This is a genomic window from Billgrantia montanilacus, assembly GCF_003336675.1.
Classification (GTDB): domain Bacteria; phylum Pseudomonadota; class Gammaproteobacteria; order Pseudomonadales; family Halomonadaceae; genus Halomonas; species Halomonas montanilacus.
This window is the reverse complement of the sequence record NZ_QPII01000010.1, coordinates 56,812-82,741: the sequence shown is the minus strand read 5'-3', so window position 1 is coordinate 82,741 and position 25,930 is coordinate 56,812. Positions and strand designations below refer to the sequence as shown.

The following is a 25,930-nucleotide window of genomic DNA, read 5'->3' as shown; positions in this document are numbered from 1 at the left end:
GTAGCGCAAGTGCTTGGCCTATCGACACTCATGCGCGCCGAATGCCGATACGCCTCCCGGCGAGTTCCGGCCATTCACCCGTATTCGACTGGGGCAGAGCGGATACGGCCTCGGCGACCGGCGCGGGAAAAGGCTCGGGACAGCCACTTTGCTGATTCATGCCCATCAGCATCTGTTCGCTGGCCGCTAGCAGATTGTCCTTGGCATCTCGCAACTCGAAGAAGAGGTGGAGCCGTTTGGCATCCCGGTCAAGCAGTCTTCCCTCGACCCGCAGTGTCTGTCCCTCATGGGCTTCTCGGCGGTAGCAGAGATGGGTCTCCAGTGTATAGAGCGTATAAGCGTGCCGGCGTCGACCCGCTGCACTCAGGCCGATGCTTTCCATTAGCGCCTCGACGGCCAGGGAGAAGACCCTGGCGTATTCGGCATCATTCATATGTCCGTTGTAATCGACCCATTCGGGGGCTACCCGGGTTTCCAGAAGCCGCATCAGATGCGTCCCTTCAGGCCTTCGGCTTCGGGCCAGTATTTCTGTACCAGATCGAGCATCTCTACCAGAAAGTCGTCGCGTCGGCGGTCCAGCTCGCTCACCGAGCGCCCTGCGGCCTGATGCTCGCAGCCTTCCACTACCTTGTCGATCAGCTCATCGGTGAGTTCCGGTGCCTCCAGCTTCGTCCAGGGCAGTTTCAGTGCCGGACCGAACTGCTCCAGCATATGGCGCATGCCAGCATCACCGCCTGCCAGGTGGAAGGTGAGGAAGGTGCCCATCAGCGACCAGCGCAGGCCGCATCCATAGATCACTGCGGCATCGATTTCCTCGGTCGTAGCCACGCCGTCGTTAACCAGATGCAGTGCCTCTCGCCATAGGGCTTCCATGAGGCGGTCGGCGATATGTCCTTCGATCTCACGGCGCACCACCAAGGGGCGCATGGCCAGCTCCCGGTAGAGTCCTTGAGCCTGTTCGATCTGGTCGGGCTGGGTAGCCTCGCCCCCGACCAGCTCTACCAGTGGCAGCAGATAGACCGGGTTGAAGGGGTGGGCAACGATCACCCGTCCAGGCGAGTTCGTGCATGCCTGCTGCAGGTCGCTCGGCTTGAAACCTGAGGTCGAGGAGCCGATGATCGCTTCCGGTGCCGCCGCGGCGTCCAGGGTGGCGAGGATCTCGCGTTTGAGCTCGAGGCGCTCGGGTACGTTCTCCTGGACCAGATCGGCGCCGGCCACCGCTTCCTCCAGGTTGCCGACGAAGGTCAACCGTGCAGGGTCTGCACCCTCGGCGAGCCCCCGTCTCTCGAGAGACGGCCAGGCGTTATCGACGAATGCGCGGGTGCGTGCTTCGGCCGCCGGGTCCGGGTCGAAGGCGACCACTTCCCAGCCATTGGCCAGTGCCCGGGCGATCCAGCCATTACCGATGACGCCGGTACCGATGACAGAGAGTTGGCGGCTCATGCCTCACCTCCAGCGGCGCTGGCAGCGATCTGGCCGGTGCTCGGATCACGTAGTGCCAGGTGCGCGCGGGTCTCGGCGGGAGTCATGACGCGAGCCCCCAAGTTCTCGATGATACCGGCGGCCTTCTCGACCAGTTGGCCATTGGTGGCCAAGACACCTTTTTCGAGATAAAGATTGTCCTCGAGCCCGACCCGGGCGTGACCGCCCAGAAGCACGGCTTGCGCAGCCATGGGCATCTGCTGACGACCGATGCCGAAGGCTGCCCAGTTGGCGTTGTCCGGCAGCTTGTTACGCATGGCCAGCATGGTCTCCGTGTCGGCCTCGGCGCCCCACGGGATGCCCAGACAGAGCTGATAGAGAGGGTCGCCGTCGATCAGGCCTTCCTGCTGCAGCTGGCGGGCGAACCAGACGTGGCCCAGGTCGAAGCACTCGAGTTCGGGCTTGACCCCGGCGGCCTGCACCAGGCGGGCATGCTCGCGCAGCCAGTCGGCGGGATTGACGTAGACCATGTCGCCGAAGTTGAGGCTCCCGCAATCCAGGGTACACAGCTCCGGCAGCAGCTCGCCCACCGGCGCGTGGCGCTCGCGCGGAGTCTGGATATCGGTGCCCGGGCCGCCCCGTGTGGGGTCCTCGGCGTCAGGAATCCAGTCGCCTCCGCCGCCAGCGGTGATGTTCATGACGATGTCGGTATCCGCTTCGCGGACCCGTTCCATCACCTCGCGGAAGTGCTCGATGGAGTGGCTGATGCCGCCGGTCTCGGGGTCGCGCACGTGGATATGGGCAACGCTGGCGCCGGCCTTGGCTGCGGCGATGCAGTCCTCGGCGATCTGACTGGGTGTAACGGGAACGTTGGGATTCTTGCCGGCAGTATCGCCGGCGCCGGTGACGGCACAAGTCAGGATGACAGTGCGGTTCATGTTGGGCCTCCTTTATGAACGAACGCAAAGTGTCACCAGTGTGCGGTCTTCTTGATGCAATGTTTTGACGCTCGGCGACGTTGTATAGGCCTCAGGCGACAAATAGGAAAGGGACCTTAAGGTTGCCGGGACTCAGCGTTAGCATGAGTGCGCCTCAGTATGCAGGACCAGTCTTTGCCAATAGCCATTGAGTCCTGATGTGTCTGCGCCACTGGCCGGTAAGTCACCCCTCCGGGCGGCGTGTGGTGTATTCTCCCTTGATCATGAGACTCCAGCCTCCCCACACCGTCCCCGAGCGTATCGGTTTTTTGCTTCTACCGCGCTTCGCCATGGTGGCTTTCTTCTCGGCCATCGAACCGCTGCGCATTGCTAACCGCATCGGCGGTCGGACGCTGTTCGAGTGGGACCCGATCAGCCGCGACGGCGAGCCGGTCGTAGCTTCCAACGGCATGACCCTGGCCACGAGCTGCTCACTGCGAGAAGTTCCCCAGGTCTCCAGCCTGGCGGTCTGCGCCAGCTTCGAACCTGAAAGCAGCATCGATGGCGAACTGGTCGGCTGGCTGCAAGCGCGCGCCGCCGATGGCTGCGTGCTCGGCGGCATGGATACCGGCTGCTATGCGTTAGCTGCAGCTGGGCTGCTTGATGACCAGACGGTAACCTTGCACTGGGAATGTCTCCCCGATTTCCGCGCTCGTTTTCCCAAGGTCGATGCCGTGGAATCGGTCTTCGAGGTTACCGACGAGGGCTTCTCCTGCGCTGGCGGCAGCGCTGCTATCGACATGAGTCTCGACCTGATCCGGCGTCGGCATGGCGACGATCTGGCCGCACAGGTGCGCGACCAGCTGATCCACGATCAGGGCCGCCAACCGGCCAGCCGCCAGCGCGACCCCGTGATGCCCCAAGAGCCGCTGGTGCAGCGCGCCATCGCCCTGATGGAGTCCAACCTGGAGCTGCCGCTGGGCATTCGCGAGCTGGCCGACGAGCTCGACATCTCATGGCGACGTCTGGACCGCCTCTTCGCTCGCCATCTCAAGTCATCGCCTCAGCAGGTCTATCTGGCTCGACGCCTGGACCACGCCCACTGGCTATTACGCAAGACGCCGCATAGCGTTATGCAGATCTCCCTGGCCTGCGGCTTCGCCTCCGCTTCCAGCTTTTCTCGCGCCTTCCGGCGCCGTCACGGCTTCACTCCTAGCCGGCTGCGCCGACAGGTACTGTCGAACCGTGCATAGTGGGCGTCGAATCCTGTCGCGATTCGAACCCATCACACTGGCACTCTAGGCGGTATTACGAAACGCTAAGGAGGCCAAGATGACCACTTCCCTTCCCCTGTCCCCCGACTACGACGCCTGGCCGATAGAAGCCGACCTTGAGGCAGTGTCGTTCACGTCGAGGCTGTTGACGGTACGCTGGAGCGACGGCCGTGAGAGTCGCTATCACGGTATCTGGCTACGCGAAAACGCCGCGGATGAGACAACCGTGAATCCGGCGACCCGAGAGCGCATACTTGATCTTTCTACCCTACCTGGTTGGCCGGAAATTACGGGCGCCGAGATTGATGAAGCCGGTGCGCTGTGCGTGAACTTCGTTACCGATGTTGGCTACCTACGCTTCCATCCCGGCTGGTTGCGTGCCCACGACTATGACAATGCTGGTGACCCCGAGCCGCCGCTGGTACCGGTTACGCTCTGGTACGGCGGTACTGAAGCAAGCCCCGATAGCCTTGATGCCAGCGACCTGTTCGACACCGAGCCGTTTTGCGAGGCCGAGGAAGCAATCCTTGCCCCGGCCTTGATGAGCGTGCTGAGCAAGGGGATTGTGCGCCTCCGCGGCCTGCCCACCGAGCCCGATTCGCTCAAGGCGATTGCCCAACGTATCGGTCCAATCCGGCCCACAAACTTCGGCCTGCTATTTGATGTCAAGGCGAAGCCGGATCCGGACTCTAACGCCTACACCTCGATCGCCCTACCGCCGCACACTGACCTGCCGACGCGGGAATATCATCCTGGCCTACAGATATTGCATTGTCTGGAGAATAGCGTTGAGGGCGGCGAAGCAGTGATGCTAGACGGCTTCGCTGTGGCCGAGGCACTGCGCGAGCGCGACCCAAAAGCCTTTACTACCCTGACACGGGTGCGCTGGTGCTACGCCAATACTGCCAGAACCACCGACTACGTTTGGTACTCACCGATGATCCGTCTCGACCATCGCGGCGAGCTGCTCGAAGTACGAATTGCCGACTTCCTGCGTGGCCCGCTGCAGATCCCTTTCGACGAAGTGGAATCGGCCTATGAAGCGCTGATGACCCTGCAACGGATGTTGCGTGAACCGGGTTTTGCCATTCGTTTCACGTACGAGCCCGGTGATGCGGTGATTTTCGATAATCGCCGGCTACTGCACGCCCGCGACGCCTTCGAGGGCACAAGTGGCCACCGCTGGCTGCAGGGCTGCTACATGGAGCGTGACGAGATTCGCTCGCGCTACCGCATGGTGCAGCGCGCCAGACGTCGCCGGCGACTTACCACTGAAGTCTGAAGCCTCTCGCCAGGGTAATACGTCCCTTTCACTGTTCGCCTAACCGGTGTGCGGCTGCAGCTCGTTGGTGGGTGAACTTCTCCCGCCGTGGGTTGAATGTGGCACAGTGAATTACGGCCACTCCAGGTCCACCGTGATCGGATCGTGGTCCGAGGAGCGGAAAGGGTCGGGGCGGAAGTGGGGCGTTGCATTGTCCGGTCCATCGTAGCCGAGGAAAGGCGGCTCGTCGGCATTGATATGCCACGGCCGCACCTCTGTCACTGCCGCGGCCAGTTCGGGGCTGGCCAGGGCATGATCCAGGTAGCCCGACTCACCGCGGAACACATAGCTATAGCGGCGCTCCGGCGGCAGCTTTCGGGCCATCAGATTGACCAGTCCTGCGTGGGTCAGGGTGCGGATCGGGTCCTCGGCGCCGTAGGCGTTGAGGTCGCCGATCAGCATCAGGCGTTCGTGTCCCTCGGCGGCAGCGAGGCGGCCCAGGAAGCCGTTCATGGCCTGTGCCTGCTCCACCCGGCGCTGGTTCCAGCAGCCCTGGCCGCGGTCGATATCGCCCCGGGGCGGGCAGCCGGTCTTGGACTTGAAGTGGGAGGTCACCACGCCGAAGGCCGGGCCGCCGTCCAGGCTGCGGAAGAAGGCCGCCAGCGGTGGGCGGTGATGGGTGGGGGCGTCGTCGGCATAGAGCTCGCTCACGGCCTCTACCCGGTCCGGCCGGTAGATCAGGGCGAGTTTGATGGCATCGCTGCCGCGGTTGGCATCCCCACCGACCGCACGGTAGCGGATACCAGTCCGCTCGCCGAGCTGCTCGACCAGGTCGGCCAGGGCGCGTGGGTCGTTCTCGACCTCCACCAGGGCCAGGATGTCGGCCTGCAGGCCCTCAACCGCAGCGGCGAGCTTGGCTTGCTGGCGCTCCAGCTCTTCCGCGTTGGCGGCGCCGCGCTGGCCGAGTGTGGTGAAGTAGTTCTCCACGTTGAAGGTCGCCACCCGCAGCCGCTCTCCCGGCTCGGGCAGCGGCCCCGGGCGCGGGTTGGCGTCCTCGAAGTCTGGCTCCAGGGTCGGGTGCAGGCGGTAGGCGTCGAAGGCGTGGGCAAGTATCCCGGTCAGCCCCTCGACGCTGCTGCCGACGCGGCGGGTGCCGTCCGCATCCAGATAGGGAATGGGGGTCGGAAAGGCGCGGTAGCTGCCGTCGTCCAGCAGGAGGCTATCCCGCTGCTGGGTTTCGCCGGGGGTATTGGTGGGCCGGAACAGGCGTTCGGCGGCCAGCGCGAGGCTGCCGTAGCGGGCGAGCTCGTAGTTACCGGTGACGGTCAGGGCCTGCGGAAACGCCAGCAGCAGACCCTCCTTCCGTGACAGCTGCTCCTCGCTGAGCGGCCAGTTCACCGTCAATGGTTCGGGCAGCCGGTCGCGGGCGCAGGGCTCGATCCGCTCGACCCGCTGCAGCTGGATCTGGCCGCGGTACTCGCCGGTGCTGGCGTGGAGCTGCAGGTGCCTGCCGGGAGTGATAAGCGCCGCGTCGCTCGGCGTTGCGCTGGGCATATAGACGAACAGGCCGACAGGGCCCTGCTCGGTCGCCTGTTGCAGATAGAAACCGTCCAGCCGTTCGCCGCCGAGGAACTCCCCGGTCACCACGCCGTCGGCGATCACCTCGTGGCCGGAAGGCAGGGCCGGACGTTCGCCATGGCCCTTGATGGCGGCCAGGTCGGTGCTGGACGGCACGGGGCAGCTGGCCGCGGCCTGTGCGGCCACCAGCAGCAGGGCGAGCAGCAGGGTTAGTGGCCCTGCGCGGCGGGCCACGGCATGGCGGCGGCGCTTGCCGGTGGCAGGGGGCTTGTCGGTGTCGGTCATGGTGCTCTCCATGGCGAAGGCGGACAGTTGGTGCGCGACTCGCGCTAGGCTCTGTCCGAAAACTGGCTGCGCTCGGCCATACGGCGTTAAAAATCGGCTCAAAGTGCTCATTTACCCCCCGTAAACTCCGTCTTTGGACTCGCGACATCCTTGTCGCTCGCTCTTCGAGCAGCGGAGCTGCCCAAATCGGCTTTCCTGCCGATTTGTCGCCGATTTTTGCCTTGTCTGGCCTTCGCTCGCCGACTTTTCAGACAAAGCCGAGTCCAACGGCTGGATACACTCACGATCCTGCTAGGACGCCAGGCCCGCCAGCATCACCACCACACCATAGGCCGCTACCCCGGCTGCGACCGGCCAGCCCAGTGTACGCTTGTGCCACCAGACAGCCAGGGTCACCAAGACGCCGATGAGGGTGGCCAGCCAGGAGAGGGCGCCAGGCGCCACCGGCATCAGCGATACCCCGAAAACGGCGGCAATCATCAATGGGCCTAGCAGGCTCAGCCACTGGGGTATCGCCTCCAGGCTGTCGTCGTTGGCTTGCCGCTCCAGGCGGCGCTGCATCCACACCAGAGGTAGCAGCCGCATCAGCAGGGTACCCAGCGCCGAAGCGAGGACGGCGACCCAGAGGGCGCTACTCATGGCGTTCTCCTTTCCCTGTGGTGACGAACTTCACGCTATAGAAGCACAGCGCGCCGCAGACGGCGGCAAGCGGAATCGCCACGTTGGTGAGTCCGCTCATCGTCAGCAGCAGGGCGATGCCGATGGTGATGGCCAGGGCCAGGCTCCAGCGCCGCGAGGTGAAGCGGGGCGCTATCAGTACCAGGAAGAGGGCGGGCAGGGCGAAGGGCAGGATCTCACCCATCAGGGCCCAGCGGGCGACCAGTTCGCCGCCGGCCACCGCGCCCAGTGCCGTGCCACCGATCCAGCTCAACCAGGCCAGCAGGGCGGCGCCGGTGAACCAGCCGAGGCGCTGGGAGGCCGGCAGCTGGGGCAGGCGGGCGTGGGCCACGGCGAAGACCTGGTCGGTGAGGCCGTGCATCAGCCACGGCCACCATCGGCTGGACGTCAGCCAGGGGGCCAGGTTGGGGGCGTAGACCACGTGGCGCACGTTGATCAGCAGGGTCATGGCCACCACCAGCCACAGCGGCCCCCCGGCGGCGACCATGCCGACGAACAGGAACTGGGAGGCACCGGCATAGATCAGCGTCGAGATGAGCACGGCTTCCCAGGCACTGAAGCCGGCCTGGGTGGCGATCAGTCCGAAGGAGATGGCCACCGGCACATAGCCGCCGAGCAGCGGAATGGCCTCGCGCATGCCCGTCAACCAAGCGCGGGACGGCGAAGACGTGGCTTGCAGGCTCATGAGGTGGTCTCCTCGTGATAGACGACGCTGAGCAGCAGCGTGGCCCAGGTGTCCCGGGTGCGATAGAGGTGCGGGCAATCGGCGGCGAAGGTGAGAGTGTCGCCGGCCGAGAGGTGCTTGGTGGCGCCTTCCGGTCCGGCCTCCAGCGTGCCGCTGATAAGCGTGAGGGATTCTCGGGCACCCGGGGTATGGGGCTCGGCGTGGCGCGTGGTGTGGGGCGCGCAGCGCATCCAGTAGGCATCCACCTGGGGGTGATCCTTGCCCTGGTCGAGCAGGCGCACCTCCACGCCATCCTCGCCAAGCGGCACGGCGATGGGGGCGACCAGGGTGCCGAAGGGTACCTTCAGCTGCACCGCCAGGCGCCAGATGGTATCCAGGGTGGGGTTGCCATTGCCCTGCTCGAGGCGTGACAGATTCGACTTGGCGATGCCGGCGGCGGCAGCCAGCTGCGAGAGCGACCAGCCTTGCGCCAGGCGCAGGGTCTGCAGGTGCTGGCCCAGGGTACCGAGTGAGAGCTTGTCCATGATGGTGGGTTCCGAACCGTTCCTTTTAACGAACGTTCTATAAAAGGAACGGTTCTGTCAAGCCCTAACCGCTCAGCCCCCACACGTCATGCTTGGCGGGCCCTTAAACGAACTCCGAATCGTCAGTCCTTGCCGTCACACCGGCTGCTTCGCCCGGCACCATGATCATGAACTCGCCGTTGCCGAGGTAGGTCACGTCGTGGCCGTCGTGTGTGCGGAAGACGGAGGTGCCACGTGTGGCGCCTGCATGCTGCATTTCGCTGAGCTCACGTGTGCTGACGAACATGTCGATCATGTACTCGCGGCCCTGGTCGTCGAAGGCCATCACGGTTCTTTCATGCTGGGTCACTGTGCCCTCCCCAAGATGTCTTCCCCCTGATACATCGCCACATGCATGGCAAGACTGTGGCGGTTTGGCGAACCGCAGCCTTGCCATGGTGTCGAGGTGGGCTCCTTCCGCTGAAGTGCCGCCCTGGCTGATCTCGAGTCAGCGGCTGTTGGGGCGTTGGTTCGGATTGCTTCCGGATTGCCGTTTATCAGGTTTCTTCCCGCGCATGCCGCTCCAGGCATTTTTTGCCTTGGCTCGGTTTGCCGGTTTTCTCAACCAATTGATAACGGCTAACAAGATCCATTTTCTCATACAGACCTCCCTGCCTGAGTGAGAAGGACATGGTTGGCAAGGCCGCTACAGGACGCGGTCCTGGTTGGGTCTCCGAGAGGCATGATGCGTGCTGACGTCTTGTCTACGCTTGTCGGTTCCGTTCACGACACGGTCCCACCCCTCCCTCAATTTATCTTCAGCGAGTTTTCGGTTTTCAGGCTTGCGCAGCCAATACGCGCCGGCAGCCAAAGCAAGTAAACGTAGCATACGACCTCCTTATCGTTTGGGCATTCCGCTTAGGTATGGATGCCCGTTGCCCATCAGTCAAGCGGGATAGTGGTGCAGGGGCGAGGCGAGACATGATAGGGCTCAGCCGTGTGCGGCGAGGCGGTGGCAAACGTTCTCCAGTACGCTCAGCGCCCTGGTCAGGTCGCCGGGTGCGATGGCTTCGCCGGGGTGGTGGCTTACGCCACCCTTGCAGCGCAGGAACAGCATGCCGATGTCGCACAGCGCCTGCATGGCGAGGCCGTCATGGCCGGCACCGCTGAACAGTATCCTGGGCTCGATGCCGGTATCCTGCACCGCGCCTTCCAGCACCTGAATTAGCCAGGCGGAGCAGGGCACGGCCGGCTGTTCGTAGGTGAGGGAGTGGTCGAAGGAGAGGCCGGAAGCGGCAAGAGTCGCCTCGATCTGCTCGAACAGCCGCTGCCTGGCCTGGCGACGGATTGCGTCGTCGGGTGAACGCAGCTCGATGGAGAGCGTCGTGGTCTGGGGGATGACATTGACCCCGTTCGGCGCATTCTCGATCTTGCCCACCACACCGACAAGGTCCTCGGTTTGCTGGCATAGCGTGTCCACCAGCTGGATGACACGGGCCGCGCCGACAAGCGCATCCTGGCGGAGGTGCATGGGCACCGTGCCGGCATGTCCGGCCAGGCCGTGAACGGTGAGTCGATGCCGTTCGATGCCGGTGATGGCACTCACCACGCCAACGGGCAGGTTCTCCAGCTCCAGTTGAGGGCCCTGCTCGATATGTGTCTCGATGAAGGCGATGACCTCCTCGGCGGGATAGGCGTCCCCGGTAATGGCTTCCGGCCGGCAGCCGAACTCGATAAGCGCCTGCCTCAGGCTCGTCCCTTCGTCGTCGACGGCGTCCAGCATGGTGTTGTCGAAGGTCCCGGCCAGCACCTTGGAGCCCAGCAGGGTGGAGCTGAAGCGGGTGCCTTCCTCGTCGCTGAAGGCGACCACATCGATGTGGAAGGGCAGCTCTATGCGGCTCTCGCGCAGGTAATGGATAAGCGCCAGGGGCAGGATCACGCCCATGATGCCGTCGTATTTGCCGCCATTGGGCACGGTGTCCTGGTGAGAGCCGAGCAGTAGAGTGCGCGCAGCGGCGTTCCAGCTGGCATGGCGTCCGATCAGGTTGGCGCCGTTGTCCTGACGCACCGTCATGCCCAGGCCTCGCATCCATTCGGACAGGGCGTCCAGCATGGCGCGGTGCTCCTGGGTGGCGCACAGGCGCGTCACGCCGTCGCGTTCGGGGTCTTGGGTTTCGCTGAAACGGGAGGCGGCTTCCAGCCACTGCCATGCCTGGTCGGCCGCCTGTTCATGGGAAATTGGCATCTGCTGTCTCGTGAAGGCGAAGGGAGCGTCCGCTGTCGGGTTATTTATCATGATAAATTCAAGCTAGCGGAGCCCTTCGCATCGCGTCAACTTCGAGGGAGCTCGATGGACTGGAGTCTCCAGGCGCTTCAGCGAGTTGGGTGACCAAAGCGACATCGTCCGGTTAGCGCCCCCACCCACCAGCTTCTATAACTAGTAGCAGTAAGGATGCACTGTGCTGACCATTGTCCTGACGAAAGGAGTCGTTATGGAGACGATATGGAGGTTGGGTAGCTCTGGCGTGCCGGTCTGCGCCCCGCTGCAAACCAATACCGAGGCCGATGTTGTGGTGATCGGGGCGGGCATTACCGGGCTGACGACGGCCCTGCCGCTGGTCGAAGCCGGTCAGCGAGTGGTCGTGCTCGAGGCGAGGACGGTGGGCGGCGGCGTGACGGGTGGCTCCACGGGAAATCTCTACACCACACTGGCTTCCGGGCAGGCGGCGCTGTGCAGGAAGTGGGGCGACGAGGTGTCAGCCGATGTGGTTTGGGCGAGAAGCGAAGCGATCGACGACATCGAGGCGCTGATCCGGCGCTTCTCCATCGACTGTGGATTTCGCCGTCAATCGGCCTATCGTTTGTTGATCGGCGACGGGCAGCACAGCGACCGCAGCCTGAACGATGAGCGGGACGCACTGTGCAGGGCGGGGCTCGACATCGAGTCGGCCGAGAGCCCCGGGCTGCCCTTCGATAGTTGGGGTATCCGGATCCCCGACCAGGCCCAATTCAATCCGCTGCACTACGTCCAGGGCCTGGCATCCGCCCTGATCGGCGAGGGGGGCGTGATCCACGAACAGAGCCCCGTGCGTCGGGTGGATGCCGAGGAAGGCGTAGTGGAGACCGACACGGCGAGCATCGCGGCCCGGCGTATCGTCTTCGCTACCCATACCCCCAAGGGGGTCAGCCTGCTGCAGGCGGGCATGGTGGTGTCGCGGGAATATGCCGTCGCTGCCAGGCTGAGAAACGGCGAGTACCCTGAAGGCATCTTCTGGCTGCTCGATCCCTTCCACTCTCTGCGCAGCTATCGCCACGGCGACGCCTCCTACTTGGTGGTGGTTGGCGAGAAGCACAAGACCGGCGAGCACGTGGGCGACCACTATCAGCTGCTGCGCGAATACCTGAGCAACCACTTTGATGTCGAATCGTTCAGCCATCAATGGTCTGCCCAGCAATACAACTCACCCGACGGCTTGCCCTATATCGGCCGGATGCATGGCCATGACAACCTCTACATGGCAACGGGCTTCGCCGCCGATGGCCTGGTATGGGGCGCATTGGCCGGCAGGCTCATCGCTGACGAGATACTGGGCCACGCCAACCCCTGGCAGGCCCGCTTCGGCTCGCGCCGTATCACGCCGGGTAAGTCGGCGCTGCAGTATGCCAAGGAGAACGTCACCGTCACCAAGCACCTGGCCAGGGATTACCTGGGAACCGAAAGCATCGACTCCTTCGAAGAAATTGCGCGGGGGCAGGCCAGGGTTGCTACGAAAAATGGCGAAAAGCTGGCGATTCACCGCACCGAGGCCGGTGAGCTCAAAGTTCTGTCTGCCGTCTGCCCCCATTTGAAATGCATCGTGCACTGGAACGCACCCGAGTCGACCTGGGACTGCCCCTGTCACGGCAGTCGCTTCGATACCGATGGCGAGGTGATCGAGGGGCCTGCGTATCGCCCGCTGTCCCGAGCGGGTGGCACGGGCTGATACGGCGGCAACACACTCCGTCGCGAAGGCGGAGTGCGCAACCACATCGTAAACAGCGCGATGGCTAGAAGCACCTCGGCCAGGTCGCCGCCGTAATACATCAATTGGGCGGCGGCCTGGATCTCCTCCACCTCGTGGCCCGTGCCTCGTGGCCATAGATAGCCGTACATCAGCTTGCCGAGGATGGAATGGGTGGCCATCGACACGAATAGTACGCCCAGCCGAAAGCGCATACCGAGGGCATGAGGTGCGGCATCCGGGCCTGCGAGTATCGACCAGTAGAACAGGTAGCCGGCCACCAGAAAGTGGAGGTGCATCCAGTGATGCAATGCCGGGTGCTGCAGTGTGGTTGCATAGAGGGGGGTCAGGTAGAGCCAATACATGCCGCCGATATTCAGCAGTAGCGCGCTTAGCGGATGTGAGATGGTCCGTACTGGCCGACTCTGTAGCAGCACGACGACATGACGCGCGGTTCTGGGAGGCAGCGTGCGCAACAGCAGCGTAACGGGGGCCGACAGCACCCAAGCCAGAGGCGCGAGCATGCCGATCAAAAGATGTTGCACCATATGAAGGCGCAGGTCGTGGTGGGCCCAGGCCATGGCCGGCGGGGCGAATGCCACGCCCAGCAGCAGGCTTCCGGTGATGAAGAAGCCGGTGCGCCATCCACTCCAGCCTCTCGTGGTAGACCGTTGGCGATAGGCGGCGCTCAGGTAGGCAAGGTTGATGATCAACAGGAGGATAAGCGGCAGCATAGCGAGCAGCGGGATATCGGAAGTAGCGCCATTCGATTCGTTCATGACTACCTATGTTCGGGACGGCTTGCCCGGCGGTAGAGCCAGAGACCTATCCCGAGCAATATCAGTGCCGACAGGTTCCAGGCCAGATCATAGACGAGAAGATCGACGTCATAACGAATCTGGTGGATACGCAGCAGTTTGTGGCTGACGATTCCGTCAAAGAGCTGAAAGCCACCCATGCCGAGGAAAACGCCGGCCCAGGCCCAGCCCACTGACAGCTGCTGCCGGCGGGCAAGATCCGTCAATAGAAAAAAACCGGCAACGAGGGCCAGCAGCTCCGCGGCATGCAGCAGACCATCGGAAAGAATGCCGACCGTGGGGGTGGCATGGTCGAAGAAGTGGTGCCACTGCAGGATCTGATGAAACAGGATCTCATCGATACCGGCCATGACACCGGCGCCTATCAACACGGCACACCAGAATGAGCGCCTGGTGTCGGATAATGGGACGGGGGGTGGCGTTGCCATCGCAGCATCCTTGCTCCATGGAATCGTGACTATCAAGGTAGGCGAGTCGGGGCTTGAAACAAGGGGGTTTGCTGGATCAGTTGGCGGGGTCATGCTGCCGAATCTTTTACCAAGGCCTTGGTGTAACGAGCCGGTATCGTTAAGCTGCATGCTGTTTCGATATCCGTTTCGACACCCAACGCAAAGGAAGCCCCGGCATGCTCGTGATGATTCTTGGCCTATTGCTCTTTCTGGGTGTGCACTCCGTGCGCATCTTCGCCGACGATTGGCGCAGTGCACAGGTCCAGCGTATGGGGGAGCTGGGCTGGAAGGCCGCTGTCTCGGTGGTCTCGGTCATCGGCCTGGCCATCGCCATCTGGGGTTACGGCCAGATGCGCCTCGATCCCATCTGGATCTGGTTTCCGCCCACGGGCCTGCGCCATGCCGTTGCGCTGCTGATGATCCCGGCCTTTATCCTGCTGGTAGCGGCCTATGTCCCCGGCAACCATATCAAGGCCAAGTTGGGTCATCCCATGGTGCTGGCGGTCAAGGTATGGGCGTTGGCTCACCTGCTGGCCAACGGCCGCCTGGGTGACATCGTCTTCTTCGGTGCCTTCCTGGCCTGGGCGGTGCTGGACTTCCGCTCCGCGCGCCGCCGCCAGCCGGCTCCGCCGACGACGCCCCGCATGGCCGGCACGGCCATTACCGTGATCGGCGGGTTGATCGCCTATTACCTCTTCGCCTTTCATCTGCACGTCTGGGTGACCGGTGTACCGGTGATGTGAAGTCGCCGAGGCCGACACCCATGTCCGTGCCGCACCTCCCCCGTGCACGGCGGGGGAGGTGCCGTCATCGGTACACTCGAAGGGTCGAGTCTCAGGGTTCGAGATCGAACAGCGCCTTGCCACTCTCCATCTCGAAGGGGACGGAGAAGTGTTCGTGCACCACCTTCCACTTGCCTTCGAGGCGCCGGTAGCCGCTGCTCATGCGCAGCCAGCTCACCTCTGTCTCTCCCTTGTCGTTGGTGCCGCCGCAGCGATGCAGGGCATGGCAGAAGGCCACGTGGCCTTCTGCGTGGATCGCGATTTCGTGGAGCTCGAAGACCATCGGTCCCGGGCACATCTCCATGCATGCCAGCCAATGGTCGCGGTAGTCCGCCACGCCCTTGAACTGCAGCTTCGTCACCGCATCGAAGGCGACGATATCCGGGACATAGTGGTCGATGATGGCATCGATGTCCTTGGCACGCACCGCTGCCGCCCAGCTTTCCAGCTGTTCCAGCACCGCGGCCTCAGGGGACAGGCCGGTATGGGTCGTCATGGGTCACCTCATCGGGTCGATTCGTCTGGAGTTAGTCGACAGTCTGGCACCTTTCTGTCGTACGGACGGCGATGGAATCGACCCCTGGCTGCGCGGTGGCGGCAATTCGCCTATCTGGGGGGCGCCACACGATCGGTCATCGCATACCGGTTGTCTAAGCTATCTTGACTTGCATCAAGGTGATGTCTGCCCTTCTTGGCGGATAGTGTAGTGGGGCCATTGCACTTACCTGGGCCAACGACCAGCCGACCACAAGGGAACCACGACCATGCCAGCCATGATGAAAGCGGCCATCTTCGTCGAGCCGGGACGCATCGAGATCGATGACAAGCCGATTCCGAAGATCGGGCCCAACGATGCCCTCCTTCGTGTTACCACGACCACAATCTGCGGCACCGATGTCCATATCCTCAAGGGCGAGTACCCGGTGGAGAAGGGATTGACCATTGGTCATGAACCCGTGGGGGTGATCGAGAAGCTAGGAGCCAACGTCCAGGGGTATATCGAAGGCCAGCGGGTGATAGCCGGTGCCATCTGCCCGAGCTTTACCTCCTACGCCTGCCAGGATGGTTGTAGTGCCCAGGATGGTGGGCACCATGCCCATGGCTACAAGCCCATGGGTGGGTGGCGTTTCGGCAATACCATCGATGGTGCCCAGGCGGAGTACCTGCTGGTGCCTGACGCCCAGGCCAACCTCTCGCCGGTTCCGGACGGCCTCACCGACGAGCAGGTGCTGATGTGCCCCGACATCATGTCGACCGGCTTCGCCGGGGCGGAATCGGCCGGCATCAAGATTGGCGACACGGTGGCGGTGTTTGCCCAGGGGCCCATTGGCCTGTGCGCCACCGCCGGAGCTCGGCTGCGCGGGGCAGGCTTGATCATTGCCGTGGATGGCGTTGACGAGCGGCTCGAGATGGCGCGCCAGATGGGGGCCGATATCACCCTCGACTTCCGCAAGGTCGACGTGGTGTCGGAAATCCTCAAGCTCACCGGCGGGCGCGGGGTCGATGCCTCCATCGAGGCGCTCGGTCTACAGTCTACCTTTGAGTCGGCGCTGAAGGTGCTCAAGCCTGGCGGCACGCTGTCGAGCCTCGGCGTCTATTCCGAGGATCTCACCATTCCGCTCGGTGCGTTCTGTGCTGGGCTTGGCGACCACAAGATCGTCACGTCGCTCTGCCCGGGTGGCAAGGAGCGCATGCGTCGACTGATGCAGGTGATCGAAGCAGGCCGGCTGGATCTGGGCCCGATGGTCACGCATCGCTACCCACTGGAGCAGATCGTCGATGCCTACGATCTCTTTTCTCACCAGCGTGACGGCGTGCTGAAGGTGGCGATTCAGGCAAGCTAGGCGAACTTCACCAGCCGGCCGGCGCCACCGCTATGGGCGAAAAAAGCGTTGAAAGCGCGAACGGATTTTTCCTGAGGGACTGCTACTCTCTGTTACACGAGGATTGAACGGTCATTCAATGTTCATCCCATCGTCATGGAGTCGCGCGATAAGGGTCGGGGGCCAGGTCCCTCTGACCCCTGTCACCCTGTGCAAGACCCTCATGGAGAACCGTCATGTCGTTCACACGTCGCCGTTTCCTGCAAGGCACCCTGGCCGCTGGCGCGGTCGCTACCGTGCCTTCGTTCTACATCAACAAGGTGCTGGCCCAGGATCAGACCCTGCGTATCTACGCCTGGGCCGGTTATTTCACCGATGAAATGCTGGCCGACTTCACCGAGAAGACCGGCATACGCGCCACCTTCACGCCCTATGGCACCAACGACGAGCTCATGAACTCGCTGCGGGCCACCGATGGCAGCGGCTTCGACGTGATCATGCCCACGGTGGATCGGGTGCCGGGCTACCTCGACTATGACCTGGTGCAGCCGCTGGACGAGTCGCGGATCAATTGGGATGGTGCCCTGGACAGTGCCATCGAGGGCTCCAAGGTCGGCGGCGTGGTGGATGGCAAGCGCTTCTTCGCTCCCAGCGACTGGGGCACCGAGGCGATCACCTGGCATCGCCGCTACGCCGACGTGGACCGCGCCAACCTCAGCTATGCCGACCTGTGGAATCCCGATCACGGCCAGGGCGTAACGGTGCGCGGCCACTCGGCGCTGGTGGGTATCGGCCTGTGGCTGGAGCGAGAGGGCAGGCTGCCGTTCCCGATGCTCGACTCCTACAAGTCCGAAGAGGCGATGCGTGCCAACTTCGACGTCATCCTCGAGGAGGCGGCCAAGCACAAGCACATGCTGGCCCAGTTCTGGGATACCGAGAACGAGGCCCAGGCCGCTTTCCGTACCAATGGTGCCATCATCGGCCAGACCTGGGACTCCACCGCCTTCCGCCTGCAGCAGGAGGGTGAAGACATCGCCTACGGCGCACCGAAGGAGGGAGCCCTGGCCTGGATGGAAGGCTTCGTGATTCCCAAGAACGCCCAGAACCCCGATGCCGTCTACGAGCTGATCAACTGGTACTACACCCCCGAGGCCGGTGCCATGTTCGTCAAGGCTACCGGTTACAACTCCACCTCAAAGGGCGCCACCGAGCTGCTGCCCGAGGAGACGCGTCAGTTCTTCACCGACTCCTACAGCGAAGAGGACCTGGCCAATCTCTGGTGGTGGCCGATCCAGGAGCCCTGGTACGTGGCGCTGCGGAATGAGTACCAGGATCGCTATTTGAGCGCGTGAGTTGGGTCATAAGCATAGAGGCACGTAGCGCAATAAGCTGACATCGCAAAGGCGCTGGCACTGAATGCAGCGGCGCGCGGCGATCGACAGGGATGTCGATCGAGGATAGGCAACAGGGATGTTGTTCCTATCCGACGCGCAGGCCGCAAATGAAGTGCCAGGTCCACGCCTTTGTGGTCAGCGGTTGCGCTGACGTGCCGTTTTGCCGAGGGGAGAGTCAGCAGCTGTCACTTCGGCATTCAGTTCAAGAAGGCAACGATTGAATGGACGGTAGCGTCAGATTGGATGAGGTGGTGATGCGCTTCGGCGACTTCACCGCCATCGAGAAGACATCGCTTACGATCGGCTCGGGGGAGTTCTTCAGCTTCCTCGGCCCTTCGGGCTGCGGCAAGACGACCCTGCTCAATATTGTCAGTGGCTTCCTCGTACCAAGCCAGGGGCAGGTCTTCATCGGCGAGGAGCCGGTCGCCGGGGTTCCGGTCAACCGTCGCCCCACGGCGATGATTTTCCAGAACCTGGCGCTCTTTCCGCTGATGACGGTATTCGAGAACATCGAGTTCGGCCTGGAGGTGCGCGGTGTCGGCAAGAAGCAGCGACGTGAGACGTCCGAGCGATTGTTGGCGCTGGTCGCCCTCGAGGGCAGCGGCCCCAAGCAGGTAACCGAGCTCTCCGGTGGCCAGAAGCAGCGGGTGGCCATCGCCCGGGCGCTGGCGGTGGAGCCCCGGGTGCTGCTGCTCGACGAACCCCTCTCGGCGCTGGACCTGAAGCTGCGCCAGCATATGCGGGCCGAGCTCAAGACCATCCAGCGCAAGACCGGCATCACCTTCATCTATATCACCCACGACCAGGGCGAGGCATTGACCATGTCCGACCGGGTGGCGGTGATGTCGGCGGGGCGGATCCAGCAGGTCGCCGACCCCATGACGCTGTATCGCAGTCCGGCGACGGGCTTCGTGGCGGCCTTCGTCGGCGAGAATAATCGCCTCGAGAGCCGGCTCGTGGACCGGGAAGGGCAGCGGGTTCGCCTGGACGCCGGTGCGCTGGGCGAACTCGCCGGCAGCGCGGGTGAGGACGTCAGCCTGGGGAACGGCGACCGGGTGGCGCTCTACGTTCGACCCGAGCATCTCAAGCCGGTGGCCGCCGATGCCGCCGGGCCACGGCTCGAGGGAGAGATCGAAGCGGTGCATTTCGAGGGCGCCTCGGTGATGCTGGAGACGCGTCTTACGGCCTCCGGCGAGAAGCTGCGAGTACAGCTTGGCCATGAAGTGTCACGCCAGTATGCGGACTCGCTCACCGTGGGCCAGCGGATGACATTCGGCTATGACCCAGCGGATGCGGTGGTGCTGCCCGATGACGGTAGCGCCGTGGTCGACGAAACCACCGGCGAGATGGTGGATAGCCGTACCGCGGCGGGAGGCGCTCATGTTTCGTCAGCTTAGTGCCCGTTTCGGCGGACCGCTGGCGGTCGCCATCCTCACGCTGCTCGGCATCTGGCTGATCGTGATGGTGACCCTGCCGCAGCTGCAGATGATCGAGTACTCGCTCAAGCCCAACCTGCTGCCGGCGCAGATCGGCGGGCCGGAGGATCGGTTGACCATCGCCAACTACGCGACGCTGTTCAACAACGATATCCATCGCTCCATCTTCTTCAAGACCCTGTGGTCGAGCGTGCTGGTCACGGTGTTGACCTTGATCGTGAGCTATCCGCTGGCCTGGTACCTGGCCAAGGTGGCCACCCCGCGCCAGGCGGCGCTTTGCATCCTGTTGCTGATCATTCCCTTCTGGATCAACGAGATCCTGCGCACCTACTCCTGGTTCATCATCCTGGCGTTTCGCGGGCCGCTCAACGAGGTCTTGATGATGCTGGGCCTGATCGACCGTCCGATCCGCTTTCTCAACGGCGATGCCGGGGTGATGGTGGGCATGGTCTACGCCTACATCCTTTTCATGGTCTTTCCGGTCTACAACGCCATCGAGAGCCTTGACGACAACCAGGTGCGCGCGGCGCGGGACCTGGGAGCCGGCACCGTGCGCACCCATCGACGCATCGTGATTCCCCATGCCAAGCCGGGCATCGCCACCGGCTGCATCATGACCTTCATGCTCGCCGCCGGCAGCTACGCGGTGCCGGCGCTGCTGGGCTCGCCCGGCAGCCGCTGGTTTACCCAGATCATCTACAACTGGTTCTTCGAGGGCGGCAACTGGAACCAGGGGGCGGCCTACGCCTTCCTGCTGCTGGTGCTGTGTATCGGGTTCATGTCGCTGGTGATGAAGATCTTCAAGGTAGGCTTGGGGGATATTGCCAAATGAGCTCGCAGCGTTTGCTGGCCTTCGGCCTGCGCTTCTACGTGGTGGTCTTCTTCGTCTACCTGTTCCTGCCACTGCTGATCATGGCGGCGGCCACCTTCAACGACAGCCGCTTCCCCACGGTGACCCCCTGGGATGGCACCACCCTGCGCTGGTTCGGTGAACTGGCGGCCGATGGCGGCATGTGGCAGGCGCTGGGCAACAGCGCGATCGTCGCTGTCGGGGTGCTGTGCCTGGCCGTGCCCATCGGCATCGCCACGGCACTGTTCCTCAATACGGTCTCGAGTCGCGCCAAGCCGTTCCTCTATGCCCTGATCCTCTCGCCACTGCTCACCCCCGGCGTGATCATCGGCATCTCGACGCTGATCTTCTGGCGCCAGTTCGGGGTGAGCGGCGGTATCTTCCTCACCGTGCTGGGTCAGGCCACCTTCATCGCCGCCTATGTGATGCTGATGGTCACCGCCCGGCTGCAGCGTTTCGACCGCACCATGGAGCGGGCCGCGCTGGACCTGGGGGCCAGCCAGTGGCAGATGTTCCGGCGAATCCTGCTGCCGTACCTCAAGCCGGCGATCTACTCGGCGGGGGTGATCGCCTTCCTGCAATCCTTCGAGAACTACAACACCACCCTGTTCGTGGTCGGCTACGACACGACCCTTACTGTCTATATCGCCTCCAAGGTGCGCACCGGCCTCACCCCCGCGGTCAACGCCCTGGGGCTGATACTGATCCTCGTCACCGTGGTGCTGGCCATCGCCTACGAGGTGAAGCGCCGGCGCGAGGAAGCGGCTCGGAGTGTGAAGGGGGTGTAAGCAGGGCACATAGGTCAGCATACAGGCGTCGCCCGTATCCTGAGATACGGGCGTGCCAACAGGGTGCAAACTGTGTCCCGAACCCATTCGAAGTCTCAAGCCCTTCTTGCTGACGGCTTCAGACTCCTGGCATCTGCGCCGGGGTGGGTTAGATGTGTTCTCCGGCCGGGTACGGTACCGGGGTCTCGGCGAGCGGCCGGGCCGGTAGCCAGACACGAACAGACAGGCCGCCCAGGGGAGAAGTGTCCAAGGCCAACTGGCCGCCATGCAGGGCTACCAGGTCGGAGACGATGGCCAGTCCCAGGCCACTGCCGGAGCGCTGCTCATCCAGGCGGGCCCCGCGGCCCGTGGCGGCTTGGCGCTGGGCCTCGTCCATCCCGGGGCCGTCATCCTCCACGCAGAGCCAGATTCCTTCGCTCTCTTCATGGCCGAGGAGTCGAACCTGGCCCTTTGCCCAGCGCAGGGCATTGTCCAGCAAATTACCGACAAGTTCCTGGAGATCCTGGGGCGCCATCCGCACACGCAGTTCATTGGCCAGGTCGTGATCAAGTTTCACGCCGCGGCGCGTGGCGAGTCGCTTGAGACCGTCGAGAATAGGCGCAAGTACCTCTGCCACGGCGACCCGGGGTGCCAGGCCGACATCGCCAGCAGCAGTGGCTCGGGCCAGGTGGTGGCGGACAGCGGTATCTATACGGGAGAGTTCGTCGCGAATTCGAGTGCGACGTGGCTCCTCGATACCGTCGGCCAGGGTGGTCAGTACGCTCACGGGCGTCTTGAGCGAGTGAGCCAGGTTGCCGGCGGCATGGCGCGCGTGTTCCATCAGCCGTCGATCGCGCGCCAGAACGGCATTCATGGCTCCGGCCAGGCGCGCCAGCTCGGCGGGAAGCCGGGTATCGAGCCGCTCGGCATCGCCGTTCTCCACGTGCGCGAGGTCGGCTTGCAGACGCCGCAGCGGTGCCAACCCCCAGCGGACCTGCAGAGCGAGGGTGATCAGCACCAGCAGGCCGAGGCTGGCTAGCGATAGTGCCACGAGACGCGTGAAACGCTCCAGTTCAAGCTCCAGCGACTGCCGCGGTGCCGCCACGCTGATGTGCAGCGGTGTATCGAGCGGAGCCAGGTGGATGTCGCGCTCGATGACCCGTAGCGGTGTGTCGCGTGGTCCCACGAAATTATCGCGGATCACATCGGCTGTCTCTCGCACCGGCAGGCGCTGGTCCCAAAGTGAGCGCGAGGAGAGTACCCGCTCGGCGCCGTCGCTGACCTGCCAGTACCAGCCAGAGAAGACCTGCTCGAAGTGTGGGTCGCCGAGGTCGCGCTCCTGTACCAGTTGCTGCTGCGCGTCGTCCCAGGCAAGGCCGGCGATCACCACGTTGAGTAGTGCCTCCAATTGGCGATCGAAGGAGTCGGTAGCAGTAGTACGGAAGTGCTGGGCGAGGCCGAGACCGGCCAGCGGTAGGGCAACCACCAGCACCAGCAGCGTAGCCAGCATCAGACGGCTGGCCAGGGATAGATGCCGCAGTCGGTTCATGAGGCGTCACCGCCGATGAGCCGATAGCCCTGACCACGGCAGGTCTCGATGTGCTCGGCCCCAAGCTTGCGTCGCAGGCGGCTGATCTGGACGTCGATGACGTTGGAGTCTGGTTCGTGATCACGATCATAGACGTGCTCTACCAGCTCGCTGCGGCTGACCACCCGCGGAGCGGCATGGGCCAGGTAGGCGAGCAGCCGTAACTCCTGGGCGGTCAGGCCAATGGGACGCCCGGCCAGGGTCACACTGCCGGTGTGGGTGTCGAAGGTCAGCTCGCCGATGTGCAGCACCGGGTGAGCGTGACCGTGACTACGGCGTACCAGGGCGCGAAGGCGGAACAGTACCTCGGCTGTCTCGAAGGGTTTGGTGACGTAGTCGTCGGCGCCGGCCGAGAATCCGGCGGCCTTGTCTGCCCAGCGTGTGCGCGCGGTCAGAACCAGCACTGGCAGCTCAATGCCGTCTTCCCGCCACTGGCCGAGCCAGCGGCTGCCGTCGCCGTCGGGCAGTCCCAGGTCGAGGATCACGGCATCGTAGACTTCGGTGCGTACCAGGTAATCGGCTTCGCTGCCGCTGTCGGCCCGCTCAACCAGCACCCCGGCCTCATGCAACGCCCCCGCCAGGGCTTCGGCCAGGGCATCGTCGTCTTCCACCAGCAACACCTTCATCGCGTCTCCTCGCTGCGTCGCATGCCGTCGATGTTGACTCCCTCCATGCCGACCAATTCACCACTTACGGCGTCGAACTCGAACTCCACCACCTGGCCTTGAGGGCCGAGCATCTCGATTTCATAGATCAATCGGCCGTCGTCGCGCTCCAGTTCCACTTCGAGCACATGCCCCTTGTAGCGGGCCTCTAGCCAGTCGAGGATCTCCGGCAGAGCGACCAGTTTGCCGCTGCGTACCGCATCATGGAGGTTGCGCCAGTGATCGTCGGCGAGGCCGGGATTTGCCGAAAGGCCGAGGAGTGCCGATAGCAACAAGGCGGGCATCACTCGACGGACGCGTGTCGAGCGTAGAGGGGGTGGCTGGAGGGGAAGCGTGCGTATCATCATGTTTCCAAGGATGCCGGGCCTGACATGAACACAGCATGAACGGCGCCGTCAGCTTCGGGCAAGCTGGCAGATGATAAAACCTGAGTTGTGTCTACAACGAGACACCTTGAAGGCATCACCATCTACGGAGGTATCACACATGAAACGCAAGATGATTCTGGCCGGTTCCTTGTCCGCCTTGATGCTCGCCGGCTTCACCGCTCAGGCTAGCGATGAAAGCCTGGCGACGGATCGCCTAGACGAGGTGCTGGAGCACGCGGCAGCCTTCGGTTTCCAGCACTTCCAGGAGATCGAAGTCAAGGGGCGTGACAGCGTCGAGATCGAAGGTTGGCTCGATGACGAATGGCAAGCTGAGGTGCGTCTTTCGCTGGAAACCGGTGAGTCCCTCGAAGAGGAGCGCAAGCGCCGAGAAGGGGGCGCCTGGGGCATGAGCGAGGCCGACGTAAAGCTGGCCATGGAGTTGGCTGTTGCCGAAGGCATGGTCGAATTCGAGGAAATCGAGGTCGATCGCGATGGACGTATCGAAGTGGAGGGGCGTGACAGCGACGGCCGTGAGCTCGAGGTCAAGAGTCGCCAGGGTGAAAGGGAGGTTCTTGAGGTAGAGCGTGACTGAACCACTGTGTCGGGGCATTGCCCCGGTTCTTGTTGGCTAAGATACTGTTAGATGGAGTATTCGATGACCCGGCACGGATTCGTGCCGGGCCTTTCGATCTAGCTGTGGTGTCAAAGAATGGACGCTCAACTCATGCGCTGGAGGCTGCGCTCGCCCAGCCACCACTGATGGACCAGGGCGGCGAGCACATGCCCACCAATAACCACCCACATCAGGTTGGCAAGCACCTCGTGGATTTCTTCGAAGGCCTCCTCGAGCCACTCGATCTCTGGGCCGGTGGCAATCATCGGCAACCCGAAGAAGGTCACACCATGGCCGCTGCCCCAGGCCGCCAGGAGCCCGCTTGCCGGGATGGCCAACAACAGGCCGTAGAGAACGAGATGACCGAGGCGAGCGGCGAGACGCCAGTGGGCAGGTGGAGCAAGGCGGCCGCGGTTGTGCCAGCGCCAGGCAAGGCGAAAGGCGAGCAACGCAAGCAGCAACGATCCTGCGCTCTCGTGCAGGCCCATCAGGTTAGCCTTGCCCAGATCTTCGAAAGCCTCCATCCACCAGTCGCTGCCGAGCATGAGCAGCACCAACAGGGCCATGGTCCAGTGAACACTGCGGGAGACGAGGCCATAGCGGTTTTCAGTATCTAGCCAGTTCATGGGGATCACTCCTTGGTTGGGTACGTGATCCTTTTACTCCCCGCCGTCTTGCGAGAGTCTTAAGGCGCCGTTCATGCTTCGTTCACACAACAGCGGCTGAACCAGCGTGGTTACCCCACACGCTCTCCAGCACCTCCAGTGCAGCGGCGATGGCGGGCTCATCGCCGCGCTGGCGCTGCCAGACGAAGTTCAGCGAGCAGGGCAGACGCACCCCTTCGACCACCACCAGACCCCGCTCCTGGCGCTCGGCCATGGCCAGGGCGTCACGGGCGAGACTGAGCCCCACCCCGGCCCGCACCAGGTCGAGCATGCAGGCCTCCTGATCCACCTGGGCCACGCCATTGGGGGCAAGCCCCTGGGGTTCCATCACGCCTTGTAGCAGGCGGTGATGGACGGATTCCTGCGGGGTCACGATCCACGGCAGGGCGGCCAGGCTCGGCCAGTCGGTGTGGGTAAGCCGCCCGCTCCAGCCGGCGGGGGCGATCACGTGGTAGTGAAACTGGGTCAGCTCCCGGTGCGCCACCTCCTGCGAATCGTCTCCGGGCCCCTCGCCCGGTGGTGCCAGATAGAACCCCACATCCAGCTCGCCGCGCCGGATCCAGTTCAGCACGCTGCCACTCATGCCGTGCTGCAGGGCGGTCTCCAGCTGTGGCGCCCGGCCCACCAGGCGATGCAGGAAGGCGCCCAGGCGGATGAACTCCGGGTCGACGATGGTGCCGATCCTCAGTCGCCCGCGCAGGGTACTGTGTAGTGCATGGGCACTCTGTTCGAAGGCGGCCATGGCCGCCAGGGTCCGTTCGGCGGCGGGCAGCAGGGCGTAGCCATCGGCCGTCAGCTTCAAGCCCTGAGGGCGGCGGTGGAACAGGGCCAGCCCGAGACCTTCCTGCAGCTGCTTGAGCTTGAGACTGACCGCCGGCTGGGTCAGGTGGAGCTTTTCGGCGGCGCGGGACACGCTGCCTTCCCGTGCCACGGTGATGAAGGCGCGAAGGGTCTGCAGGTCCTGCATGGCACGCTCCAGGAAGGGGAAGATGGGTTTCCCAGTATTATAAGTAAAGCTTATATTCTGGTTAGGAATTACTCAATTGATTAAGGCGAATAGCGCGTTACTCTGGTAGCCAGTACAGATTTCCTGGCAGAACGCATCGAA

28 protein-coding genes are annotated in these 25,930 nt (G+C 63.6%); 10 read left to right on the top strand and 18 right to left on the bottom strand.

Annotated elements, in window-relative coordinates; all coding sequences use genetic code 11:
* Window positions 1-28: 28 nt before the first annotated feature.
* From DU505_RS14100 to DU505_RS14090, 3 genes are read right to left on the bottom strand one after another with little or no spacing between them, the layout of a single operon-like run.
* Complete coding sequence (locus tag DU505_RS14100) at window positions 29-487, bottom strand: thioesterase family protein (RefSeq protein ID WP_114479627.1); 459 nt, start codon at window positions 485-487, stop codon at window positions 29-31.
* Window positions 487-1,443 carry an L-carnitine dehydrogenase gene (locus tag DU505_RS14095; protein WP_114479626.1) on the bottom strand — a complete coding sequence of 319 codons (957 nt, stop codon included), beginning with the start codon at window positions 1,441-1,443 and terminating at the stop codon, window positions 487-489. Before DU505_RS14095 ends, DU505_RS14100 begins: the two co-directional genes overlap by 1 nt.
* On the bottom strand, window positions 1,440-2,360 hold the full coding sequence (locus DU505_RS14090) for a beta-keto acid cleavage family enzyme (RefSeq protein WP_114479625.1): 921 nt from the start codon (window positions 2,358-2,360) through the stop codon (window positions 1,440-1,442). Before DU505_RS14090 ends, DU505_RS14095 begins: the two co-directional genes overlap by 4 nt.
* A gap of 263 nt (window positions 2,361-2,623) precedes the next feature.
* Here DU505_RS14090 and DU505_RS14085 point away from each other — a divergent pair, with 263 nt between their 5' ends.
* Together DU505_RS14085 and DU505_RS14080 are read left to right on the top strand one after the other, a co-directional pair.
* On the top strand, window positions 2,624-3,592 hold the full coding sequence (locus DU505_RS14085; RefSeq protein WP_220250781.1) for a GlxA family transcriptional regulator: 969 nt from the start codon (window positions 2,624-2,626) through the stop codon (window positions 3,590-3,592).
* A gap of 79 nt (window positions 3,593-3,671) precedes the next feature.
* Entirely contained in the window at window positions 3,672-4,895 is a 1,224-nt protein-coding gene (locus DU505_RS14080) for a TauD/TfdA family dioxygenase (RefSeq protein ID WP_114479623.1), read from the top strand.
* Between the two features lie 111 nt (window positions 4,896-5,006).
* Here the strand turns inward: DU505_RS14080 and DU505_RS14075 are convergent, their stop codons facing one another.
* The 7 genes from DU505_RS14075 to DU505_RS14045 all read right to left on the bottom strand — a co-directional run bounded on the left by DU505_RS14075 (window position 5,007) and on the right by DU505_RS14045 (window position 10,848).
* A complete protein-coding gene (locus DU505_RS14075) occupies window positions 5,007-6,737 on the bottom strand; it encodes an ExeM/NucH family extracellular endonuclease (RefSeq protein ID WP_114479622.1) in 1,731 nt (576 codons plus the stop codon).
* A 291-nt stretch (window positions 6,738-7,028) separates the two neighbouring features.
* Window positions 7,029-7,376 (bottom strand): AzlD domain-containing protein, encoded by a 348-nt coding sequence (locus DU505_RS14070; protein ID WP_114479621.1) that lies wholly within the window; start codon window positions 7,374-7,376, stop codon window positions 7,029-7,031.
* Entirely contained in the window at window positions 7,369-8,100 is a 732-nt protein-coding gene (locus tag DU505_RS14065; protein WP_114479620.1) for an AzlC family ABC transporter permease, read from the bottom strand. Before DU505_RS14065 ends, DU505_RS14070 begins: the two co-directional genes overlap by 8 nt.
* Complete coding sequence (locus tag DU505_RS14060; RefSeq protein WP_114479619.1) at window positions 8,097-8,624, bottom strand: helix-turn-helix domain-containing protein; 528 nt, start codon at window positions 8,622-8,624, stop codon at window positions 8,097-8,099. Before DU505_RS14060 ends, DU505_RS14065 begins: the two co-directional genes overlap by 4 nt.
* 103 nt (window positions 8,625-8,727) lie before the next feature.
* Window positions 8,728-8,973: a hypothetical protein gene (locus DU505_RS14055; RefSeq protein ID WP_147273086.1), complete on the bottom strand. Its 246-nt coding sequence runs from the start codon at window positions 8,971-8,973 to the stop codon at window positions 8,728-8,730.
* A 138-nt stretch (window positions 8,974-9,111) separates the two neighbouring features.
* On the bottom strand, window positions 9,112-9,264 hold the full coding sequence (locus tag DU505_RS22605) for a hypothetical protein (protein ID WP_181872830.1): 153 nt from the start codon (window positions 9,262-9,264) through the stop codon (window positions 9,112-9,114).
* Between the two features lie 330 nt (window positions 9,265-9,594).
* Window positions 9,595-10,848: a M20 family metallo-hydrolase gene (locus DU505_RS14045; RefSeq protein ID WP_114479616.1), complete on the bottom strand. Its 1,254-nt coding sequence runs from the start codon at window positions 10,846-10,848 to the stop codon at window positions 9,595-9,597.
* A 247-nt stretch (window positions 10,849-11,095) separates the two neighbouring features.
* Between DU505_RS14045 and DU505_RS14040 the strand changes: the two genes are divergently transcribed.
* Window positions 11,096-12,586 carry an FAD-dependent oxidoreductase gene (locus DU505_RS14040; protein ID WP_114479615.1) on the top strand — a complete coding sequence of 497 codons (1,491 nt, stop codon included), beginning with the start codon at window positions 11,096-11,098 and terminating at the stop codon, window positions 12,584-12,586.
* Here the strand turns inward: DU505_RS14040 and DU505_RS14035 are convergent.
* Entirely contained in the window at window positions 12,502-13,383 is an 882-nt protein-coding gene (locus DU505_RS14035; RefSeq protein ID WP_114479614.1) for a cytochrome c oxidase assembly protein, read from the bottom strand. The genes DU505_RS14040 and DU505_RS14035 overlap by 85 nt on opposite strands.
* 2 nt (window positions 13,384-13,385) lie before the next feature.
* Window positions 13,386-13,850, bottom strand: coding sequence for a DUF2243 domain-containing protein (locus tag DU505_RS14030; protein WP_114479613.1), 465 nt, complete (start codon window positions 13,848-13,850; stop codon window positions 13,386-13,388).
* Window positions 13,851-14,047: 197 nt separating this feature from the next.
* Here DU505_RS14030 and DU505_RS14025 point away from each other — a divergent pair, with 197 nt between their 5' ends.
* Window positions 14,048-14,614, top strand: coding sequence for an NnrU family protein (locus DU505_RS14025; RefSeq protein ID WP_114479612.1), 567 nt, complete (start codon window positions 14,048-14,050; stop codon window positions 14,612-14,614).
* A 91-nt stretch (window positions 14,615-14,705) separates the two neighbouring features.
* Here DU505_RS14025 and DU505_RS14020 read toward each other — a convergent pair whose 3' ends face one another.
* Entirely contained in the window at window positions 14,706-15,149 is a 444-nt protein-coding gene (locus DU505_RS14020; RefSeq protein ID WP_114479611.1) for a YybH family protein, read from the bottom strand.
* Between the two features lie 268 nt (window positions 15,150-15,417).
* On the opposite strand from DU505_RS14020, the gene DU505_RS14015 reads away from it, so the two are divergent.
* The 5 genes from DU505_RS14015 (at window position 15,418) to DU505_RS13995 (ending at window position 20,944) form a co-directional block, all read left to right on the top strand.
* A complete protein-coding gene (locus DU505_RS14015; protein WP_114479610.1) occupies window positions 15,418-16,497 on the top strand; it encodes an NAD(P)-dependent alcohol dehydrogenase in 1,080 nt (359 codons plus the stop codon).
* A 215-nt stretch (window positions 16,498-16,712) separates the two neighbouring features.
* A complete protein-coding gene (locus DU505_RS14010; protein WP_114479609.1) occupies window positions 16,713-17,828 on the top strand; it encodes an extracellular solute-binding protein in 1,116 nt (371 codons plus the stop codon).
* A 263-nt stretch (window positions 17,829-18,091) separates the two neighbouring features.
* Window positions 18,092-19,267: an ABC transporter ATP-binding protein gene (locus tag DU505_RS14005; RefSeq protein WP_114479608.1), complete on the top strand. Its 1,176-nt coding sequence runs from the start codon at window positions 18,092-18,094 to the stop codon at window positions 19,265-19,267.
* Entirely contained in the window at window positions 19,251-20,138 is an 888-nt protein-coding gene (locus DU505_RS14000; RefSeq protein WP_114479607.1) for an ABC transporter permease, read from the top strand. The genes DU505_RS14005 and DU505_RS14000 overlap by 17 nt, the downstream gene beginning before the upstream one ends.
* Entirely contained in the window at window positions 20,135-20,944 is an 810-nt protein-coding gene (locus tag DU505_RS13995; RefSeq protein ID WP_114479606.1) for an ABC transporter permease, read from the top strand. Before DU505_RS14000 ends, DU505_RS13995 begins: the two co-directional genes overlap by 4 nt.
* A gap of 148 nt (window positions 20,945-21,092) precedes the next feature.
* Here DU505_RS13995 and DU505_RS13990 read toward each other — a convergent pair whose 3' ends face one another.
* Genes DU505_RS13990 through DU505_RS13980 form a run of 3 tightly spaced genes read right to left on the bottom strand, consistent with a single transcriptional unit; the run spans window position 21,093 to window position 23,460 of the window.
* Entirely contained in the window at window positions 21,093-22,472 is a 1,380-nt protein-coding gene (locus DU505_RS13990) for an ATP-binding protein (RefSeq protein WP_114479605.1), read from the bottom strand.
* Window positions 22,469-23,137: a response regulator transcription factor gene (locus DU505_RS13985; RefSeq protein WP_114479604.1), complete on the bottom strand. Its 669-nt coding sequence runs from the start codon at window positions 23,135-23,137 to the stop codon at window positions 22,469-22,471. Before DU505_RS13985 ends, DU505_RS13990 begins: the two co-directional genes overlap by 4 nt.
* Entirely contained in the window at window positions 23,134-23,460 is a 327-nt protein-coding gene (locus tag DU505_RS13980) for a PepSY domain-containing protein (protein ID WP_114479603.1), read from the bottom strand. The genes DU505_RS13985 and DU505_RS13980 overlap by 4 nt, the downstream gene beginning before the upstream one ends.
* Before the next feature lie 202 nt (window positions 23,461-23,662).
* Here DU505_RS13980 and DU505_RS13975 point away from each other — a divergent pair, with 202 nt between their 5' ends.
* Window positions 23,663-24,136 carry a PepSY domain-containing protein gene (locus DU505_RS13975; RefSeq protein ID WP_114479602.1) on the top strand — a complete coding sequence of 158 codons (474 nt, stop codon included), beginning with the start codon at window positions 23,663-23,665 and terminating at the stop codon, window positions 24,134-24,136.
* Between the two features lie 125 nt (window positions 24,137-24,261).
* Here DU505_RS13975 and DU505_RS13970 read toward each other — a convergent pair whose 3' ends face one another.
* On the bottom strand, window positions 24,262-24,783 hold the full coding sequence (locus tag DU505_RS13970) for a cytochrome b (RefSeq protein WP_114479601.1): 522 nt from the start codon (window positions 24,781-24,783) through the stop codon (window positions 24,262-24,264).
* 82 nt (window positions 24,784-24,865) lie between these two features.
* Window positions 24,866-25,789 (bottom strand): LysR family transcriptional regulator, encoded by a 924-nt coding sequence (locus DU505_RS13965; RefSeq protein ID WP_114479600.1) that lies wholly within the window; start codon window positions 25,787-25,789, stop codon window positions 24,866-24,868.
* Between the last annotated feature and the right edge of the window lie 141 nt (window positions 25,790-25,930).

Coding starts and splice junctions, on each gene's coding strand:
- DU505_RS14100 (WP_114479627.1), bottom strand. CDS start 487: ATGCGGCTTCTGGAAACCCGGGTAGCCCCCGAATGGGTCGATTACAAC.
- DU505_RS14095 (WP_114479626.1), bottom strand. CDS start 1,443: ATGAGCCGCCAACTCTCTGTCATCGGTACCGGCGTCATCGGTAATGGC.
- DU505_RS14090 (WP_114479625.1), bottom strand. CDS start 2,360: ATGAACCGCACTGTCATCCTGACTTGTGCCGTCACCGGCGCCGGCGAT.
- DU505_RS14085 (WP_220250781.1), top strand. CDS start 2,624: ATGAGACTCCAGCCTCCCCACACCGTCCCCGAGCGTATCGGTTTTTTG.
- DU505_RS14080 (WP_114479623.1), top strand. CDS start 3,672: ATGACCACTTCCCTTCCCCTGTCCCCCGACTACGACGCCTGGCCGATA.
- DU505_RS14075 (WP_114479622.1), bottom strand. CDS start 6,737: ATGACCGACACCGACAAGCCCCCTGCCACCGGCAAGCGCCGCCGCCAT.
- DU505_RS14070 (WP_114479621.1), bottom strand. CDS start 7,376: ATGAGTAGCGCCCTCTGGGTCGCCGTCCTCGCTTCGGCGCTGGGTACC.
- DU505_RS14065 (WP_114479620.1), bottom strand. CDS start 8,100: ATGAGCCTGCAAGCCACGTCTTCGCCGTCCCGCGCTTGGTTGACGGGC.
- DU505_RS14060 (WP_114479619.1), bottom strand. CDS start 8,624: ATGGACAAGCTCTCACTCGGTACCCTGGGCCAGCACCTGCAGACCCTG.
- DU505_RS22605 (WP_181872830.1), bottom strand. CDS start 9,264: ATGAGAAAATGGATCTTGTTAGCCGTTATCAATTGGTTGAGAAAACCG.
- DU505_RS14045 (WP_114479616.1), bottom strand. CDS start 10,848: ATGCCAATTTCCCATGAACAGGCGGCCGACCAGGCATGGCAGTGGCTG.
- DU505_RS14040 (WP_114479615.1), top strand. CDS start 11,096: ATGGAGACGATATGGAGGTTGGGTAGCTCTGGCGTGCCGGTCTGCGCC.
- DU505_RS14035 (WP_114479614.1), bottom strand. CDS start 13,383: ATGAACGAATCGAATGGCGCTACTTCCGATATCCCGCTGCTCGCTATG.
- DU505_RS14030 (WP_114479613.1), bottom strand. CDS start 13,850: ATGGCAACGCCACCCCCCGTCCCATTATCCGACACCAGGCGCTCATTC.
- DU505_RS14025 (WP_114479612.1), top strand. CDS start 14,048: ATGCTCGTGATGATTCTTGGCCTATTGCTCTTTCTGGGTGTGCACTCC.
- DU505_RS14020 (WP_114479611.1), bottom strand. CDS start 15,149: ATGACGACCCATACCGGCCTGTCCCCTGAGGCCGCGGTGCTGGAACAG.
- DU505_RS14015 (WP_114479610.1), top strand. CDS start 15,418: ATGCCAGCCATGATGAAAGCGGCCATCTTCGTCGAGCCGGGACGCATC.
- DU505_RS14010 (WP_114479609.1), top strand. CDS start 16,713: ATGTCGTTCACACGTCGCCGTTTCCTGCAAGGCACCCTGGCCGCTGGC.
- DU505_RS14005 (WP_114479608.1), top strand. CDS start 18,092: ATGGACGGTAGCGTCAGATTGGATGAGGTGGTGATGCGCTTCGGCGAC.
- DU505_RS14000 (WP_114479607.1), top strand. CDS start 19,251: ATGTTTCGTCAGCTTAGTGCCCGTTTCGGCGGACCGCTGGCGGTCGCC.
- DU505_RS13995 (WP_114479606.1), top strand. CDS start 20,135: ATGAGCTCGCAGCGTTTGCTGGCCTTCGGCCTGCGCTTCTACGTGGTG.
- DU505_RS13990 (WP_114479605.1), bottom strand. CDS start 22,472: ATGAACCGACTGCGGCATCTATCCCTGGCCAGCCGTCTGATGCTGGCT.
- DU505_RS13985 (WP_114479604.1), bottom strand. CDS start 23,137: ATGAAGGTGTTGCTGGTGGAAGACGACGATGCCCTGGCCGAAGCCCTG.
- DU505_RS13980 (WP_114479603.1), bottom strand. CDS start 23,460: ATGCCCGCCTTGTTGCTATCGGCACTCCTCGGCCTTTCGGCAAATCCC.
- DU505_RS13975 (WP_114479602.1), top strand. CDS start 23,663: ATGAAACGCAAGATGATTCTGGCCGGTTCCTTGTCCGCCTTGATGCTC.
- DU505_RS13970 (WP_114479601.1), bottom strand. CDS start 24,783: ATGAACTGGCTAGATACTGAAAACCGCTATGGCCTCGTCTCCCGCAGT.
- DU505_RS13965 (WP_114479600.1), bottom strand. CDS start 25,789: ATGCAGGACCTGCAGACCCTTCGCGCCTTCATCACCGTGGCACGGGAA.